Annotated in this window: 14 protein-coding genes; 7 read left to right on the forward strand and 7 right to left on the reverse strand. The window is 55.0% G+C overall.

What is annotated here, in order from left to right:
* The first annotated feature begins 20 nt into the window (after positions 1–20).
* The 7 genes from L6H98_RS27525 (at position 21) to L6H98_RS27555 (ending at position 9121) form a co-directional block, all read left to right on the forward strand.
* A complete protein-coding gene (locus L6H98_RS27525; protein ID WP_236420898.1) occupies positions 21–1271 on the forward strand; it encodes an alanine--glyoxylate aminotransferase family protein in 1251 nt (416 codons plus the stop codon).
* Between the two features lie 176 nt (positions 1272–1447).
* Positions 1448–2749, forward strand: coding sequence for a uracil/xanthine transporter (locus L6H98_RS27530; RefSeq protein ID WP_236420899.1), 1302 nt, complete (start codon positions 1448–1450; stop codon positions 2747–2749).
* Between the two features lie 104 nt (positions 2750–2853).
* Complete coding sequence (locus tag L6H98_RS27535; protein WP_236420900.1) at positions 2854–4179, forward strand: amidase; 1326 nt, start codon at positions 2854–2856, stop codon at positions 4177–4179.
* Entirely contained in the window at positions 4176–5036 is an 861-nt protein-coding gene (locus tag L6H98_RS27540) for a fumarylacetoacetate hydrolase family protein (RefSeq protein ID WP_236420901.1), read from the forward strand. The genes L6H98_RS27535 and L6H98_RS27540 overlap by 4 nt, the downstream gene beginning before the upstream one ends.
* Before the next feature lie 316 nt (positions 5037–5352).
* Positions 5353–6747 carry an NCS1 family transporter gene (locus L6H98_RS27545; protein ID WP_236420902.1) on the forward strand — a complete coding sequence of 465 codons (1395 nt, stop codon included), beginning with the start codon at positions 5353–5355 and terminating at the stop codon, positions 6745–6747.
* Between the two features lie 46 nt (positions 6748–6793).
* Positions 6794–8149 (forward strand): allantoinase, encoded by a 1356-nt coding sequence (locus tag L6H98_RS27550; RefSeq protein ID WP_236420903.1) that lies wholly within the window; start codon positions 6794–6796, stop codon positions 8147–8149.
* Positions 8150–8335: 186 nt separating this feature from the next.
* A complete protein-coding gene (locus L6H98_RS27555) occupies positions 8336–9121 on the forward strand; it encodes an alpha/beta hydrolase family protein (RefSeq protein WP_236420904.1) in 786 nt (261 codons plus the stop codon).
* A 134-nt stretch (positions 9122–9255) separates the two neighbouring features.
* Here L6H98_RS27555 and argH read toward each other — a convergent pair whose 3' ends face one another.
* From argH to argC, 7 genes are all read right to left on the reverse strand, one after another.
* Positions 9256–10659, reverse strand: a complete 1404-nt coding sequence (argH, locus tag L6H98_RS27560; RefSeq protein ID WP_236420946.1) for an argininosuccinate lyase — start codon at positions 10657–10659, stop codon at positions 9256–9258.
* A 148-nt stretch (positions 10660–10807) separates the two neighbouring features.
* Entirely contained in the window at positions 10808–12043 is a 1236-nt protein-coding gene (locus L6H98_RS27565) for an argininosuccinate synthase (RefSeq protein WP_236420905.1), read from the reverse strand.
* 299 nt (positions 12044–12342) lie between these two features.
* A complete protein-coding gene (gene argF / locus L6H98_RS27570) occupies positions 12343–13308 on the reverse strand; it encodes an ornithine carbamoyltransferase (protein ID WP_236420906.1) in 966 nt (321 codons plus the stop codon).
* A gap of 194 nt (positions 13309–13502) precedes the next feature.
* Complete coding sequence (locus L6H98_RS27575; RefSeq protein WP_236420907.1) at positions 13503–14765, reverse strand: acetylornithine transaminase; 1263 nt, start codon at positions 14763–14765, stop codon at positions 13503–13505.
* 94 nt (positions 14766–14859) lie between these two features.
* Positions 14860–15633 (reverse strand): acetylglutamate kinase, encoded by a 774-nt coding sequence (gene argB, locus L6H98_RS27580; RefSeq protein ID WP_236420947.1) that lies wholly within the window; start codon positions 15631–15633, stop codon positions 14860–14862.
* Between the two features lie 173 nt (positions 15634–15806).
* Positions 15807–17045, reverse strand: a complete 1239-nt coding sequence (argJ, locus tag L6H98_RS27585; RefSeq protein ID WP_236420908.1) for a bifunctional glutamate N-acetyltransferase/amino-acid acetyltransferase ArgJ — start codon at positions 17043–17045, stop codon at positions 15807–15809.
* A gap of 127 nt (positions 17046–17172) precedes the next feature.
* Positions 17173–18222: an N-acetyl-gamma-glutamyl-phosphate reductase gene (gene argC, locus L6H98_RS27590; RefSeq protein WP_236420909.1), complete on the reverse strand. Its 1050-nt coding sequence runs from the start codon at positions 18220–18222 to the stop codon at positions 17173–17175.
* Positions 18223–18740: the final 518 nt, after the last annotated feature.

The following is an 18740-nucleotide window of genomic DNA, read 5'->3' on the forward strand; positions in this document are numbered from 1 at the left end:
CAATCAGGAGGCGTTACGAGATGACGAAGTACCGGGAAATCCATGCACCTTTGAGAACGATTATGACGCCGGGGCCGGTCGAGGCTGATCCAAGAGTGCTGCGCGCGATGGCGACGCCGATTCTGGGCCAATTCGATCCGGAATTCACGCGGATGATGAACGAAACCATGGACATGTTGCGGCAGACGTTCCAGACGGCGAACCAGTGGGCCTTCCCTGTCGACGGCACTTCCCGCTCCGGCCTGGAAGCCGTACTCTGCAGTCTGATCGAACCAGGCGACAAGGTACTCATTCCGATCTTCGGCCGCTTTGGCCATCTGTTGACCGAGATTGCAGAGCGTTATGGTGCCGAGCTTCACTTCATGGAGTGTCCATGGGGAGAAGTGTTCGACCAACAAGCCGTCATCGATGAAGTTGAGCGCATACAGCCGAAAATTTTAGCCATTGTGCACGGAGAAACTTCAACAGGCTGCATGCAGCCATTGGACAAAATCGGACCAGCTTGTCGCGAGCGAGGCGTGCTGACAGTCGTCGATGCGGTCGCTTCGATCGGCGGCGCGCCGGTCAAAGTGGACGAATGGCAGCTTGACGCGGTCATCGGCGGAACGCAGAAATGCATTTCCGTGCCGTCCGGGATGGCTCCAGTCACCTATAACGAGCGAGTCGAGCGTATTCTGGCGAGCCGGAAAAAGGTCGAGCGCGGCGTCGCGATCGACAGTGACCGCCGGAACGTCGCGCAGCCGATCCGCAGCAACTACCTGGATTTAAGCCAGCTGCAGGATTACTGGGGACCGCGCAGGCTGAATCATCATACGGAGGCCACGTCCATGCTGTACGCGCTGCGCGAAGGCCTGCGCATTCTGCTCGACGAAGGACTCGAAGAACGCTTCGAGAGACATAAACTGCACGAAAAGGCACTGATGGCCGGCATCCGAGGCATGGGCCTGGAGTTATTCAACGACGTCGCATGGAAGCTGCCGGTCGTGACTTGCGTGAATATTCCGGCAGGTGTCGACGGCGAGTCCGTCCGAACCATGCTTCTACAACAGTTCGGCATCGAGATTGCCAGCTCATTCGGCCCGCTTCACGGGAAGATTTGGCGGATCGGCACGATGGGCTACAGCTGCCGCAAAGAGAACGTCCTCTTCGTTCTGTCCGCGCTGGAAGCTGTGCTGATCAGACATAACGCTCCGATCGTGATCGGGCGCGGCGTGCAAGAGGCGCTTGATGTGTATGAACAAGCACGGTTAGATGTTGCATCGCAAAGCTAAGACGGGCTACGACGCGAAGAACAAGACTCGGCGTCCGTTCACACTGATTTTCAGTTACAAAGGATTCCGGAAACCTCCGGAATCCTTTTGCATAAATCCAGCTTCGATGAAAAGCGTTCTGCGCATGGTTGCGCCGCTTGAACGAATTCAACGAAGCTCCAAGCGGAAGGTGAAGTATGAACCATTTGATCTCGCTGCGCTCGGGTCTGGCGGGGCTGCAGTGGCTGTTTTTTTTGTTCACGAATACGGTCGTCATTCCGATCACCGTCGGAGCAGCCTTCGGGCTGCCGCAGGAGAAAATTCAATTTTTGATTCAATGCTCATTTGTCCTGACAGGGCTTGCCTGTGTCGTACAAGCAGGGCTTGGGCATCAAAGAGCTGTCATGGAAGGACAGTCCGGATTATGGTGGGGCGTTATCCTGAGCCTCAGCGCATCCGCGCCGTCTCTGGGCATTTCGCTAACGGAACTGGGCGGCAGTCTGGCGGTCGGAATCATGATCTCAGGCGTAATCACAGTTCTGATCAGTGTATGCGGATTGGCCGCTCCATTATCGAAACTGTTTACGCCAGGTGTGATGGCAGTATTCATGTTCCTGCTCGGCTGCAGGTTGAACACGATTTTTCTCGAAGGCATGCTCGGCATATCAGCAGGTTCTTCCTCCGAAGCCTCGGTCATTCAGCCAAGCATTTTCCTCTTAGCCGCAGCAGTGGCCATTTTCGTCGCCGTTCTGTCGGTAAAAGCCAGAGCCGCGATCGGACAATATGCGCTGCTGATCGGCATTTTGGGCGGTTGGGCGCTGTTTGTGCTGATCTTCGGCGGAGAGAGCGCAACAGCCGGATCAGGCAAGCTGGAAGCGGGCTGGTTCCCGCTCGGCGGACCTTCGGATGGACTCGACACCGGCGTTGTAGCCATTGCAGTCATCGCCGGTTTAGTCAACACCTCGAATACATTCGGGGCATTGAAAGGAACCGACAGCATTTACGAACATGAGGCATCTGGAGGTCAGTACCGACGCTCCTTCACGATCAGCGGCGTGCTCGCGGTCGTGTCCGGGCTACTGGGGCTTGTGCCATATGCACCTTATGTTTCGTCCGTGGGTTTTCTCCAGCAAACCCGCATCCGGGATCGGCTCCCCTTCGTGATCGGCGGTTTGCTGTTCTTCGGAATCGGCCTGATTCCGGCAGTCAGTGCTGTACTGACGCAACTGCCGCTAAGCATCGGGAGCGCCGTGCTGTTGGTGACGTATTTGCGGCTGCTTGGCTCTTCGCTGCAATATTTCGGCCAAATTCGTATGGATGCGGCGAACCTGTACCGGACGGCAGCGCCTTTATTTGTCGGAATTATCGTTATGGGATTGCCGTCATCAACCTTCTCTTCGCTGCCCCCACTGCTGCGTCCACTGCTCGGAAACGGCCTGCTGGTCGGCATTTTACTGGCATTGCTGCTGGACCGGGTCCGCTTCCACTCCGCACGGTAAGCAGGGGCAGCGGGCTTGAACGATGATCGAGTACATGATTAAGGAGAAACCCATTCTTCCCGGAGCGCTCTCCACCTCGATTCATAAACGAAAGGAGAAACATAATGAGAGGAATACACGAGGTTCATACAGAGGTATCAAAACGAAACGCTGAGGCGGAAAATAATCCGCCCAAGGCCGACAAATGGGGAGCTTTCGTCGACGCTTCAATCAAGCTGCCGTGCACCGGAACAGGCCGGCTCACCGGATTGACTTTTGCAGTCAAAGACGTCTTCGACATCAAGGACGTAACAAGCGGCGCCGGCAACCCGGATTGGCTGCGCACGCACAAACCCGCCGAATCTACCGCTCCGGCATTACTGGCCTTGTTGGCAAACGGCGCAAAACTCGAAGGCACGACGCAGACCGACGAGCTGATGTACAGCCTGAACGGGGAGAACGCCCATTACGGAACGCCGGTCAACCCCGCCGCACCCGACCGGATCCCCGGCGGTTCGTCAAGCGGTTCGGCCGTCGCGGCTGCGGCGGGGCTGGTCGACTTTGCCATAGGAACGGATACTGGCGGTTCAGTACGCATTCCATCATCATACTGCGGCCTATATGGCTTCCGCCCTACGCACGGAGCCGTATCGTCAGAAGGCGTCATTCCACTGGCACGCAGTTTTGATACGGTCGGCTGGATGAGCCGGACTGCGAACGTTTTATTAGACGTCGGAAGCGTTCTGCTGGAACAGAGCAAAGGCACTTCGAATTTTGAGCGGGTCAGCAAAACCTTCAGTGAAAACGCGGAAGTTCACCCATCCGGCAGCGACATACCGCAATTCACGCGTTTTTTCACGGCGGAAGAAGCATGGGGCCTGCTCGAAGCCGAAGACCGCTCGCTTCTGAATACGAAGCTCCGACAGCTTACCGACTGGCAGGATGGTGGATCCGCAGTCCGATTGACAGGACATACGGAGAGCCTGATTGACTGGTCGGCGGCGTTCCGCGTGCTTCAGGGATTGGAAATCGCTCGGGAACACGGTGAATGGATAACAAGTGAGCGTCCGAAGTTTGGCCCGGGAATCGCGGAACGTTTTGCATGGGCCGGAACACTCGAGGAATCCGCCAGCACGTCAGAAGCCGAACTGCGCGTCCGCATTCGGAGCAAGCTCGTTGAACTGCTGGGCGAAGACGGGCTCCTGGCAATACCGACCGCACCAGGCCCCGCTCCACTGCTTGGGCTGCAAGGTCTGGAAGCCGAGGATTACCGGGCGAAGACCATGCAGTTGTCCTGTATCGCGGGACTTTCAGGCCTGCCCCAGGTTACCATCCCCGTGATCCGCCAGGACGGGCTACCGCTTGGACTTTCCTTTATCGGCGGTCCGAATACGGATATGAAACTGCTGCACTGGACAGCAAAACATGTTACGGAAGAGGTGCGCGGATGAAACTCGCAACAATTGTACACGAACAACGGGAGCAAGCCGCCTTTTTGACGGATCGGGGCATCATCCCGCTGGTATGGCTGAACAGACGGGAAGGGACGGATTGGGAAACGGATCTGTTGGCATTGCTGCAAAAAAACAAACTAAACACTCTGCTCGGCTGGTATACCGGCGGCGGAAAGGCTCTCCTCACTGAACTGCCTGCCCTCGTGCACGGACAAGTCTCTTATCGTGCGCTTTACCGCCAGCCGGGGAAAATGATTGGCGTAGGCATGAACTATATGGCAAAAGCAATCGAGCTGTCCGGACGTCCGCCGGAGGACGAACCGGTCATTTTCCTCAAGCCAGACACATCGCTGATCGGTCCCGGCGAATGCATCCGTCTCCCGGATCGAGCGGGGCAAATCACCGCGGAAGCAGAGCTGGCGATCGTCGTCGGCCAAACGTGCAAGGGAATCAGTGAAGAGGAAGCCATGAGTGTCGTGGCCGGTTTCACGACCTCGCTCGACATGACTGCCAAGGATATCCACTCTCGCAATCCCCGATTCATGCAGCGCGCCAAGAGCTTCGACACGTTTCTGAGCCTGGGCGCCACCCTCACTACAGTTGATGAATATGCGAGCCTGGCGGAACTGGAGGTCGAGACCGTGCTGAATGGTGAAGTGGCGCACCGTAATACCGTCAGCAGGATGATGTTCTCCCCTGCTTACCTGATCTCTTTCCTCTCACATGTGATGACGCTGCATCCGGGAGATATTATTTTAACAGGAACGCCCGGTTCCGTCGTGATCAAACAGGGAGACAAGGTAGAATGCCGAATCGCCGGGCTGAAAACACTGAGCAATATCGTGGAGACCTGAATCAAATTCTTTGTACTTTTATACATCAAAACCCGAAAATATAGCGCTTACAATATAAACTTACGTAATGTGTAATATTTTTTTAGTCAAATTCAACAGCAAACCCGATGACAATCTACGTTTTTGTCAATGATTTATGAAGATAAGGTGATAAAATAAGAAACATAAACCGAAGGTCAGTATACATTACATATTAGAGTGATGTTATCTTACATTAAATCATCTGGGATATATGCAAAAGGCTGGCCGAACGGTCGTTTAATCTTCAAACCGACCAGCCTTGCACACCCAATAAAAACGAGGGAGTGGGTCGAGTATGTCTACGAATTTGGCAGGTCGAGTGTTGGAGGAGACGCAGCTGCAGGAAAAGATCAGTGTGGACGACTCCCTGAAACCGAAGCAAGAGAGCGACAGAAAGATTGGACCGGTATCTTACATGTTTATGTGGATCGGGGACGGCGTGAACCTCGGCAACATGACGCTCGGGGCGAGCCTGATTGCCGCTGGCGTCGCTACGCTCAATGTGTTTCAGACATTTGTAGCCGCGATCATTGCGATCGGTATCATTTCCGTTATTTTCGCCCTGAACGATCGATTCGGCTACCGGACGGGCATCCCTTACGTTGTTCAGCTGCGGATGTCGTTCGGCATCAAGGGCTCGATGATTTCCTCATTCCTGCGCGGCGTGCCTGCCATCGTCTGGTACGGTTTCCAGAGTTGGGTCGGGGCAACGGCGCTGAATGAAATTGTGAAGGTGCTGAGTAGCGGCAGCTTCGACAGCATCCCGATTTGTTTCGTGGTACTGCAGGCGGTTCAGATCGTTCTCTCGCTTTATGGCTTTCATGCGATCAAGTGGGTGGAGACGCTCGCTTCCGTTGTCATCATGCTGGCCCTCGTCTACGTGTTCGGCATCTTGCTCAATTCCCACAGCACGGCAATTGCCGAGCATTGGGTGAACGCTCAGGGGACATGGGGACTTCCCTTCTTCGCCTTCATCATGGTATTTCTCGGCAACTATGCGGCGATCTTTCTGAGCGCAGCGGACTATTCCCGTGAGCTCAAAAGCGGCATCAGCGACAAAAAACGCAGTATGCTTTACTTCTTGCCCATCTTTATCGCCTACGGCTTCGTCCTGACGATCGGGGCCATGATGGCCGCGGCGACAGGCATTTCCAATCCGGTCAAAGCATTCGCCGTCATCGTCGACAATCCGTATATCACCGTTGGTGTGTCCGCCTTCATCGTCATCGGTGCGGTTGCCGTCAACATGGTGGCCAACATCGTACCGCCAGCTTACGTCATCTCGCTCGTTACCAAGCTGAAATACAAAGCATCCGTCATTATAACCGGATTACTCGCGCTCTGCTCCTTCCCTTGGGTACTCGTGCAGGATTCTTCGGCCAAAGGCTTAAACATGTTCATCCTGATCTACTCCGCTTTCCTTGGTCCGATCGTCGCAATTATGTTAGTCGAATACTACATTTTGCGCAAACAGAAGGTCGATACGGTAGAGCTGTATCTGGAAAACGGCGCTTTCAAAGGCTATAATCCGAGCGCCATACTCGCCATGCTGATCGGAGCAGGCGCAGCATTCCTACTGGTCGACATCGGCTGGATCATCGGATTTACCGTAGCGGGCATCGCATACCTGCTGCTGAGCAAACTCGCTTTCAAAGGCTCATCGTTCAAGAAGGGCACGATTTTTGAATAAACAGTCTCAACTATACATTGGAAACCACCTAAAAGGAGAGATGCGCATGGAACGTTACGATCTGATCGTACGCGGCGGCAGCGTGGTGCTGCCGAAAGGTGTCACGAAAGTCGATGTCGGGGTCAAAGACGGAAAAATTGCGGCAATTGCCGCCAAACTGGAGGGCGAAACAGAGCAGGAATGGGACGCGGCGGGACTCCATGTGCTTCCAGGCATGATCGACGTGCACGTCCATTTCAGCGAGCCGGGCCGCGAGCATTGGGAAGGCTTTACGACCGGATCAGCCATGATGGCTGCCGGCGGCTGCACCACCTTCTTCGATATGCCGCTGAACGGCATTCCGTCTACGGTGAATGAGGAGGCGTTGCTGGATAAGGCTCGTCTTGGAAACGAAAAGTCGCTCGTCGATTTCGGCCTTTGGGGCGGACTCGTGCCGGGTAACGAAGACGATCTGCAGCCTTTGGCGGAATCTGGCGTGATTGGATTCAAAGCGTTCCTGTCCACGACAGGCAACAAAGAATTCGAAGCCGTGGACGACATGACGCTCCTGAACGGCATGAAAAAGATTGCAGCACTCGGCAAGGTACTGGCCTTGCATTCCGAGAGCGCAGCAATCACCAACTGGCTGAAAGCGGAAAAGGAAGCGGCGGGACTTGTGAGTGCTGACGACTATCTGGAGACTCGCCCGATTCTCGCCGAAGTTGAAGCAGTGGAACGCGCACTGCATTATTCGGAAATAACCGGCTGCGCGCTGCATTTTGTGCATATCAGCTCGGCTGCGGCCGTGGCGAAAATCGAGGCGGCGAAGGCTCGCGGCATGAATGTAACGGTTGAGACGTGCCCGCATTATTTGCTCTTTAATCACAATAGTCTGCGGGAAAAAGGCAGCATCGCCAAGTGCGCGCCTCCACTGCGGGAAGCAGACGAGCAGCAACGGCTAATCGCCCTGCTGGCACAAGGCAAATTCGATATGCTGTCGTCGGACCATTCACCGTGTCCGTACGATATGAAGGACCCGAAAGATTATAACCTCTTTCAGGCCTGGGGCGGCATTAGCGGTGGACAGTTCACGCTGCTGTCGGCCCTGGAACTGGCACTGGCGCACGACATCCCGCTCGAGCAGGTTGCCGCGTGGACGGCATCGAATCCGGCGGAGCGCTTCGGTCTCGCGGGCAGCAAGGGCACCATTGCCATCGGGATGGATGCCGATCTGGCGATCGTCGATTTGAACGAAGCGTTTACGGTCACGGAAGAAAATTATTATGCCAAACATAAGCAGAGCCTGTATATCGGGCATACCTTCCCGTGCAGCGTGACCGGTACCGTCGTTCGGGGACATATCGTCGCTCGCAGCGGCGACGTGTCGACGGAGGTTGCGACAGGCAGCTGGCAGAAGCCGTGAATAGATACGAATCACAAAGAAGCAGGTTGAGAGATCAACCCGCTTTTTTTTCATTTAAGTATGCGACTACCGTTCTATTTTCATCGCTAACGGATACCGTTCGAGAAATCCATATTCATGATTGCAAAAGAGGGACAATCCATTTAATCTTGGTATGAACACGAATGAAAGGGGTTACTTCACGTTATGGCACTGATCACTTGCAACTTTTATTCCGATACGCTTGGCTTGAGCACAAGTATGCACGTCATTCTCCCGCAGCAGACCCACACCCAGATCGGCATGGAAAATGTAACGGGCAAAGGACTTCATCCTACCCTGTATTTACTGCACGGTTTGTCCGACGACGATTCCATCTGGCTGCGCCGCACCTCGATCGAACGTTATGTGGCTCAGCTCGGCATTGCCGTCGTCATGCCGCAAGTCCATCGCAGCTTCTACACCGACATGGCCGAAGGCGGGCGGTACTGGAGCTTTATCAGCGAAGAGCTGCCCGCGCTTGCGCGCTCGTTCTTCCCGTTGTCCGACCGCCGGGAGGACAACTTCGTTGCCGGCCTCTCCATGGGCGGATACGGCGCTTTCAAGCTTGCGCTGCGCAAGCCGGACCAGTATGCGGCCGCAGCCAGCTTGTCCGGCGCGCTCGACATGGCAGCGCACATGGACAACGCTTCCGGCGCACTTAGCCGCGCGGAGCTGGAACGCATTTTCGGGCCGAGCATCGCCGGGACGGAAAACGATCTGCTCCATCTGCTGAAGGAAAGCCAAGCTTCCACAGGACCTCGCCCTCTTTTATACCAATGCTGCGGCACAGAGGATTTCCTCTACGAAGACAATCAGACGTTCCGACAGGCCTGTGCACAGACAGACTTCCAACTGACTTACGAAGAAGGGCCTGGGGCTCACGAATGGGGATATTGGGATGCGAAAATCCAGGATGTCCTGAAATGGCTGCCATTGGCGAAGAAAGAATAGTCGGCAAGCGAGAGCGATCGGAGCAGAATTTTACATTCTGCCCGCTTCGTCTTTTACCAAAAAAAGAAGCAGGCACGAGAGCTTACGCTCTCACCCTGCTTCTTTGTATATAACCGGTCGTTTCGGACCAAACATTAACCGCGGTTTTCGATCCACTGCTCCGTCAGCTCGAGCACCTTTTCGCTGCGTGCAATCGCTTCGGCAACCTGGCCGGATGCCGTTCCGCCGTAAACGTTACGGGCGTTGACCACCGCCTCCGGCTGCAGCACATCATAGATGCGCTCATCGAACAGCGGGGAGAACTGGCGGAATTCGTCGATCGTCAGATCGAGCAAATATTTGCCGTTCTGGATACAGTAGAGCACCGTTTTGCCGATGACTTCATGCGCTTGGCGGAAAGGCAGCCCTTCGCCCACGAGGAAGTCGGCGATGTCCGTTGCGTTGGAGAAGTCCTGATTGACGGCCTGACGCATGCGACCTTTGTTGACTTTCATCGTCGCGATCATCGGAGCAAACAATTGCAGCGCGCCTTCCAGCGTGGCTACCGTATCGAACATGCCTTCTTTGTCTTCCTGCATGTCTTTGTTGTAAGCAAGCGGGAGAGATTTCAGCACCGTGAGCAAGCCCATCAGATTGCCGTATACACGTCCGGTTTTGCCGCGAACGAGTTCAGGTACGTCCGGGTTTTTCTTCTGCGGCATGATGCTGCTGCCCGTGCAGAACGCATCGTCCAGCTCCACGAAGCCAAACTCCGTGCTGCTCCACAGCACCAGTTCCTCGCTCAGTCGGGACAGATGCGTCATGATCAGGGACGCCGCTGCCAGGAACTCCACGATAAAGTCACGGTCGCTGACCGCATCCAGACTGTTTTCGTAAACGCCGTCGAACCCGAGCTGCTCGGCCACGAAGTGGCGATCGATCGGGAACGTCGTTCCGGCAAGCGCTCCGGCGCCCAGTGGCAGCACGTTAATGCGTTTGTAGCTGTCCATCAGCCGCTCTGCATCGCGTTGGAACATGGACACGTAAGCCATCAAATGATGCGCGAACAGGATCGGCTGCGCACGCTGCAAATGCGTATATCCCGGCACGATCGTATCCAGGTTGTCCTTCGCTTGCCCGATCAACGCTTGCTGCAGCGCATGCAGCATGCCGACAAAACCAACCACGCGCTCGCGCAGGTACAAGTGCATGTCCGTCGCGACCTGGTCGTTCCGGCTGCGCCCCGTATGCAATTTACCGCCAACCGGGCCGATCGTTTCGATCAGGTTTTTCTCGATGTTCATATGAATATCTTCGTCAGATACCGAGAACTCCACTTCGCCTGCACGGATTTTGTGCAGCACGGTAATCAGGCCTTCCTTGATCGTTTCCACGTCTTCGGCAGGCAAAATGCCGCATTTGCCGAGCATCGTCACATGGGCCAAACTGCCTTGAATGTCTTCCTCAGCCAGCGCTTTGTCAAAGTTGATGGATGCCGTGTACTCCTCCACCAGATGATTCGTTTGTTTCGTAAAACGTCCGCCCCACAGCTTGCTCACGGTGAATATTCCCCTTTCGCTCATGGACAAAGCCGCTCCTGCCGAAGTTTCGGCAAGAACGGCCCGCCTTGTCATTGATTATGCATGCCAACGCTGGCAGCTTGTATATGCACGTTCCGAGCCGTATAAAACGCCCGGCGCCCGCGAATTAGTTTTTGTTTTGCTCTACGCCGGAGTTCACTTTCAGGCGCAGCGCGTTCAAGCGGATAAAGCCGGTTGCATCTCCTTGGTCATACGCTTGCGTCGGGTCAGCTTCCATTGTAGCGATGTCCGGATTGTACAGGCTGACAGGGCTTTGAACCCCTGCGCCGATAATGTTGCCTTTGTACAGCTTCACGCGCACGGTTCCGGTCACGTTTTTCTGACTTTCGGTCACGAGTGCTTGCAAGGCAAGGCGTTCAGGCGCAAACCAGAAGCCGTTGTATACCAGCGTGCTGTAACGCGTAATCAGGCTGTCGCGCAGGTTCATCACTTCGCGGTCCATCGTGATGGATTCCATTTTGCGGTGAGCGGTGAACAGGATTGTGCCGCCCGGCGTCTCGTATACCCCGCGGCTCTTCATGCCGACGAAGCGGTTTTCCACCATGTCGACGCGTCCGATGCCGTGTTTGCCGCCCAGCTCGTTCAGTTTCTCCATGACTTGCAGCGGGCTCAAACGCTCGCCGTTCAAGGCCACGCAATCGCCTTTTTCGAATTCCAGCTCCAGATATTCCGGTTGATCCGGCGCATCCTCGGGAGAGTTGCTGAGCAGGAACATGTCTTTATTCTCTTCAGAGCTTGGATCGAACCAAGGATCTTCCAGCACGCCGCTTTCATAGCTGATGTGCAGCAGGTTGCGGTCCATCGAGTATGGTTTTGCCGCGGAAGCCGTTACCGGAATGCCGTGTTTCTCGGCATATGCGATCATTTCCGCACGTCCAGGGAATTGGTTGCGGAATTCTTCCAAACGCCAAGGCGCGATCACTTGAATATCCGGTGTCAATGCAGCCGCGTTCAGCTCGAAGCGAACTTGGTCGTTCCCTTTGCCCGTAGCGCCGTGAGCGATCGCCGTAGCGCCTTCGGCGCGTGCGATGTCCACCATGCGTTTGGCGATCAGCGGACGTGCGATGCTTGTGCCGAGCAGGTATTGTCCCTCATAAAGAGCGCCTGCCTGGAACATTGGATAAATGAAATCTTTCGCGAACTCGTCGCGCAGATCGTCGATGTACACTTTGGACGCGCCCGTTGCGAGTGCTTTCTCTTCCAGTCCGTCCAATTCTTCTTTCTGACCGATATCCGCCGTGAAGGCGATGATTTCTGCATCATATGTTTCTTTCAGCCATTTCAAAATGACCGATGTGTCCAGTCCGCCGGAATAGGCGAGTACGATTTTTTCCTTAGCCATTGTCGCTTCCCCCAAAGTTGATATCCGTGAATATGTTGGGTTGTGCACACCACTCCGATTGCAGTACCATCTTCCGATCTTCGTTATCCCCGGATTTTTTGATCACTCTATAAACGGGCAAATCCGGTGATAAAGGCGAGCGCTTCGCTTCTCCAGATTGGTTCTGCACTCTCCGTTAACGCACAAACATCAAATCCACTTCTATCAAAAAATATAATTAATAAATAATGATAAATCTCGCTTTGTTCTATCATCGCTAACCCCGTCCTCAAAATCAACCATTTTGAGGCAAACGGCGGTTATTCGCTCATTAACGCAGCCATCAAGGCCTTCTGTGCATGCAAACGGTTTTCGGCTTGGTCGAAGATGACGGAGTTCGGGCCGTCAATGACGCCTTCGCTCACTTCTTCGCCGCGGTGCGCCGGCAGGCAGTGCAAGAACAGGTAGTCCGGCTTTGCGCCTTTCATCAACTCTTCGTCCACTTGATAGGCCGCAAATGCTTGCTCGCGCACTTTTTGCTCCTCTTCAAAGCCCATGCTCGCCCATACGTCCGTGTATACCACGTCCGCGTCCTTCACAGCTTCATGCGGATCGTAAGTTACGGTAACTTCAGAGCCGCTCTCCTTTGCAATGCTGCGTGTCTGCTCTACAATGGCGCTGTCCGGCTCGTATCCCTTCGGCGTAGCAACTGCGACATGGATGCCCATTTTCGCCGCACCCAGCATGAGGGAATGCGCCATGTTGTTGCCGTCGCCCACGTATGCCAGCTTCAAGCCTTCAAGCTTGCCTTTGTGCTCCAGCACCGTTTGGAAGTCAGCCAGCACTTGGCATGGATGCGCTGCATCGCTCAGGCCGTTGATGACCGGAATATCTGCATGTTCCGCCAATTCAGTCACGTTATGATGTCCGAACGTACGGATCATGATTCCGTCCAGATAGCGGGACAATACTTTCGCCGTATCATGCGTCGTCTCGCCGCGACCGAGCTGAATATCGTTTTTGCTGAGGAACAGCGCGTGTCCGCCCAACTGAAACATGCCTACTTCAAAAGATACCCGCGTACGCGTGGACGATTTTTCGAAAATAAGTCCGATCGTTTTGCCTTTCAGCGGCTGATAAGGCACGCCGTTTTTCTGTTTTCCTTTGATCTCGATGGCCAGATCGAGCAAATAACGGATTTCCTCTGCCGTATAGTCCGTGAACTCGATGAAATCCCGGCCTCTAAGGTCGATTTTTTTGATTTGGGTTTGCGATGCTTGCGTCATTATTCGTATCCTCCTTCATTCCGGTTCCCTGCACCCGCCTGGGCAGAAAAGAAAACCCATTCTCTTCTGCATTCTCACGCGGCGCCATGCGGCTGCAGGGATTCAGCTGTACATGTTCACCCGGAGGGCCGGAAGTGGCCCCCGGAGCAAACGAAATATTTTAACCACCTTCAATTGAAGAGTGGACTTACAAATTACGCGTTTTTAGCAGCAACATGCTCTTGGATCAGTTCCGTAACGAGGGTTACCGCCTGATCAACCTCTTCCTTGCTCACCAGCAGGTTAGGCAGCAGACGAATCACGTTCGGTCCTGCATTGACGAACAGAATGCCGCGCTTTTGCCCAGCCGTAATAATATCGCCGACCGGCTCCGCACACTCGATGCCCACGATCAGCCCGAGGCCGCGCACTTCCTTCACGAACGGAATGTCTGCGAGCTTCTCGCGCAGTGCATTCATCAGGTATTCACCAGTCTCTGCGGCACGCTCCGGCACGCGTTCCTCCAGCATCGTTTCCACGGTGGCGATCACCACCGACGAAGCGAGCGGCGTACCGCCAAACGTAGTCGCATGGCTGCCCGGCGTAAACGCATCTTTCAGATATCCTTTACCCAGCATGGCGCCCACAGGGAAGCCGCTTCCGATCCCTTTGGCGACCGTGAAAATATCCGGCTCAATGCCATAATGCTCATGCGCAAACAGCTTGCCTGTCCGTCCCATGCCCGTTTGCACCTCATCCACGATCAGCAGCAATCCGTGCTCGTCGCACAGCTTCCGGATATGCTCGACGAATTCGCGTTTGACCGGATGCACGCCGCCTTCTGCCTGCACCATTTCAATCATGATCGCCGCCGTTTTGGGCCCGATGGCTGCTTCGAGCGCTTCTGTATCATGGAGCGGTACGGTCACGAAACCGGCCGGGAGCGGAAGGAAACCTTCCTTCACTTTATCCTGGCCTGTTGCCGTCAACGTTGCCAAGGTGCGTCCATGGAAAGATTGGGCAAACGTGATCACTTCATAGCGGTCCGTGCCCTTCACTTTCTGGTGATAGCGGCGAGCCAGCTTGATGGCCGCTTCGTTCGCTTCCGCTCCGCTATTGCAGAAGAACACCGCGTCCGCGCACGTATTCGCCGTCAACAGCGCTGCCGCTTTCTCCTGGCCTGGAATTTGGAACAGGTTGGATACGTGCCACAGCTCATCGATCTGCGCTTTCAGCTTCGCCGCGATTTGATCGGGCGCATGGCCAAGGCTCGTTACCGCAAGACCGCTCATGAAGTCCAAGTATTTATTGCCTTGATCGTCCCATACCCAGCTGCCTTTGCCCTTAACAAGACTGATGGGATACCGCGAATATGTCTGAAAAAGCGAGCTCTCCGTTTGCCCGGAAGGCGCCGCCCCAGCCGCTACGGCACCCGCTACCGCCGTAGCAGCGCCGATTTGTTCATTGTCTTTTGCCATCGCCGTTTCACTCTCCTGTTCCTTAATGAATGCGTAGGGAATGCCGATTAAGAGGCTGCAACGAAATAAAGCATCGCTACTTTCCTTGCAGCTCCTAAGGCATCCGGATAATGCGCGTACCGATCGCTTCTCCGCCAAGCACGCGGCTCAAAATTTGCGGTTCGCTGCCATCCACGATAACGACCTCGCGGACGTCGCCATGAATGCAGGCAATGGCCGCGCGCACTTTCGGAATCATGCCGCCATAGATTTCTCCGGTCTGAATCATGTCCTCGATCTCCTGCACGGAGACGGAAGGCAGCACCTTTTTCTCGCCGCGTACCGTCTTCATGATGCCAGGCACGTCCGTCACGACGATCATGCGGCTTACGCCAAGGTGGGATGCTACTGCTCCAGCCGCCGTGTCGGCGTTGATATTGTAACGCTGCCCGCTCACATCCACGCCCACCGGCGCGATGACAGGCATGTAACCCATGTCCACAACGCCTTGAATAATCGGCGCTTCCACACCAGTTACTTCACCAACCCAGCCAATTTCAGCGTGGTTCGTTACCGGTCTGGCCTGGATGAGTCCCCCGTCCACGCCGGACAATCCGATCGCCCGGCCGCCCACGCGCTGGATCAGGCGAACGATCTGTTTGTTGATGCTGCCCGCGAGCACCATCTCCACGACATCCAACACCGCTTCGGTCGTCTTGCGCAACCCGTTCACGAATTCGGTCTCGATACCGAGCTTCGCCAAATTGTCCGAGATCGCCGGGCCGCCGCCGTGCACAATGACGGGCTGAATGCCCTGAGCCTGCAGATCCCGCAAATCCGCAAAAAACGATTCCGGCAACGCCGCCAGCGTGCTTCCTCCACATTTCATCACAAAGCGCTGCTTGCCCGCTTCGGTCCGAGCCCCGTTCTGTTCGCTTGGCAAAGTTGTTGAACTCATGACGCCACCCCTTTCACTGATGAATTAACATTGAACCAATGATTTTTACACGGAGACACTACGTGGTCATGTAAATGTCTAGTTCAACCTATCCAAATGCTCTATTATGTGCGGTATGCCGCATTGATTCGTACATAGTCGTAAGTCAAGTCGCAGCCCCATGCGATGGCGGAACCTTCGCCATGGTTCAAGTCGACCACGATGCGAACGGTATCGCCTTGCAGGTAGGCCAGCGCCGCCTCTTCATCGAAAACTACCGGACTGGACTGCTTCAGCACCGAAATGTCACCCAAACGGATGTCCACCGTATTCGGGTTAACAGGCTGGCCTGCACGCCCTACAGCCGCGATAATGCGCCCCCAGTTGGCATCGGCGCCGAACATGGCGGACTTCACCAGGCTGGACCCGATCACGGTCTTGGCGATCGCCTGTGCGGAGTCATCGCTAACTGCCCCGGTTACTTGGACTTCCACCAGTTTCGTGGCGCCTTCGCCGTCTCGGGCGATCGCTTTGGCCAGCACTTCGCACACATAAATGAATCCAGCCGCAAAAGCTTCCCAGTCGGCATGCTCAGGCGTCAGCTCTTCATTGTCGGCCAATCCGCTGGCCAAGGCCACCAGCATATCGTTCGTGCTCGTGTCCCCGTCCACGGTAATCATGTTGAACGTGCGGTTGGTCGTCTGACGCAGCAATTGGTGCAAGGCCTCCGAACCGATGGCCGCATCCGTGGTCATAAAAGCAAGCATCGTCGCCATGTTCGGGTGGATCATGCCCGAGCCTTTGGCCGCGCCCGCAATCGTTACCGTTTTGCCGTTTACTTCAACGGATACGCAAGCTTCCTTTTTCACCAGATCCGTGGTCAGGATCGCTTGGGAAAATTGTTCCGCCTGCTCCGCATCCACGCCCAGGTTTGCTGGCAATGCGGCAATGCCTGCATGCACCGCGTCCATTTTCAGCAATTCGCCAATGACACCCGTCGATGCCACGGCAACATCGTCCTCGGCTACGCCCAGCTCGCGTGCAGCCGCAGCGCGCATGGCGTACGCATCGTCCTCGCCCTGCTGCCCCGTGCAAGCATTCGCATTGCCGCTGTTCACTACCACCGCTTGCAGGCGGCCGTTCACGAGACTTTCGCGAGTGACCTTGAGCGGGGCTGCCTGGAATACATTCGTTGTATATACCGCAGCCGCAGCCGCCGGCACGTCGCAGCGAATGGCGCCGATATCGTTGCGCGATGTTTTTTTCAGCCCGCAGTGCAATCCGCCAGCAGCGAACCCGCGCGGGGTTACGATTGTTCCGTTCTTAATGACGGCAAAAGCCTGTTGTTCCACATTTGTTCCCATATGTTATCCCCCGTCAGGCGTTCGGCTGCATGCCGACCTCCGCCGCTTTCATGAACCGCTACCCCGATGAAACAGGACCGGGAGTGACCGGCAGCTTGAACCGATGCACTCCTTGCGTGCCCATTTCTTATGGATATACAGGCGTCATGTTCAGTCCGAGGTTCTCCTCCCATCCCATCATCAGATTCATATTTTGAATGGCTTGCCCGGAAGCCCCTTTGACCAGGTTGTCGATGACGGAAATAATCGTCAGTCTGCCTGTGCGAGGGTCTGCCGAAAATCCGATATCGCAGTAGTTCGAGCCGTACACTTCTTTCGTCGCAGGCCAGATGCCTGGCTCCCGAACGCGGACGAAAGGCCGGTTCTCATAGTATTTGCGATACAAGTCTACCATTTCGCGGTCCGTATGTTCCCCGGTAAGGCTCGCATACATCGTGCTCATGATCCCGCGCGTCATCGGTACAAGATGCGTCGTGAACGTCACCGTTACCGGCTTTCCGGCAATCAGGCCAAGAACTTGCTCAATCTCCGGAATGTGCTGGTGTTTGTTCAGCTTGTAGACCCTGAAGTTTTCGTTCATCTCGGCATAATGATGAGGAAGTCCAATGCCTCTTCCCGCACCGGATACGCCGGATTTCGCATCGATGATGATGGTGGACGGATCGATCCAGCCTGCTTCCACTGCCGGAATCAGTCCCAGCAGCGTAGCCGTCGGGTAACACCCCGGATTGGAAATGAAATTCCGATCCTTCACCTGATCGCCGAACACTTCAGCCATGCCGTATACCGCTTCTTCCAACAATGCCGCCGGCGCAGCAGGGTGTTTGTACCACTGTTCGTAGGATGCTCCGTCTTTCAACCGGAAATCGCCCGAAAGATCGATGACTTTCAGTCCAACCTCAAGCAGGCTCGGCACAAGCTTGGCGCTTACTCCGGATGGAGTCGCAGTGAATACCAAATCAGCGCGTGTCGCAATCTCGGCCGGATCAACGCCGTCGAGCGGCCTTCGCACAACCCCCGTCAGATGCGGGAATCCATCCGCGATGGATTCGCCGCTGCTGGATGATGAGATCACGGACGTAATCTCAACATTTGGATGATGTTGTAAAAAACGAATCAGTTCCACCCCGCCGTAGCCGGTGGAACCGACGATTGCCACTTTCAATTTGCTATTCACTCTCGCTCCCCCAATCCCGCTGCATACGCCGTATAGTCTATGTCGCGCTTCGTTTCCCGATTACCTTAAAGTCAATCGGCGCGCCTATCCGTCGCTTCTATGCATATTTGTGTATTATTATACATCCACATTTATATAAATACAACACTCTGCCATGAATTTCACATGCTTTCTCTTTCAGCTCGAAACATATCTTTCCAATATCTGCGGACGAACCACGTCACTTCTGCTAAAATACGTAGTATGAGGCCACATTACATACAAAGATTACGTGGCCAATTTTGCCGCTCGGCAATAACTATATAAATCGCAAAATACATACACACGTTAACGGAGAGGCAGAACCAATCTGGAGAAGCGAAGCGTTCGCCTAAAAGCTTTCTGAAAGAAAGCTGCTTCGGAAGCATAGGCTGTTCACCGGATTTTTCCTTAGAAAAGGGGAATCCATGAAATCTGGGGATAACAGCGATCGGAAGATGGTCCTGCACTCGCAGTGCCCTAGTGTGAATGATTAATGC

It is taken from the genome of Paenibacillus sp. JJ-223 (assembly GCF_927798175.1).
Taxonomy (GTDB): Bacteria; Bacillota; Bacilli; order Paenibacillales; family Paenibacillaceae; genus Paenibacillus; species Paenibacillus hubeiensis.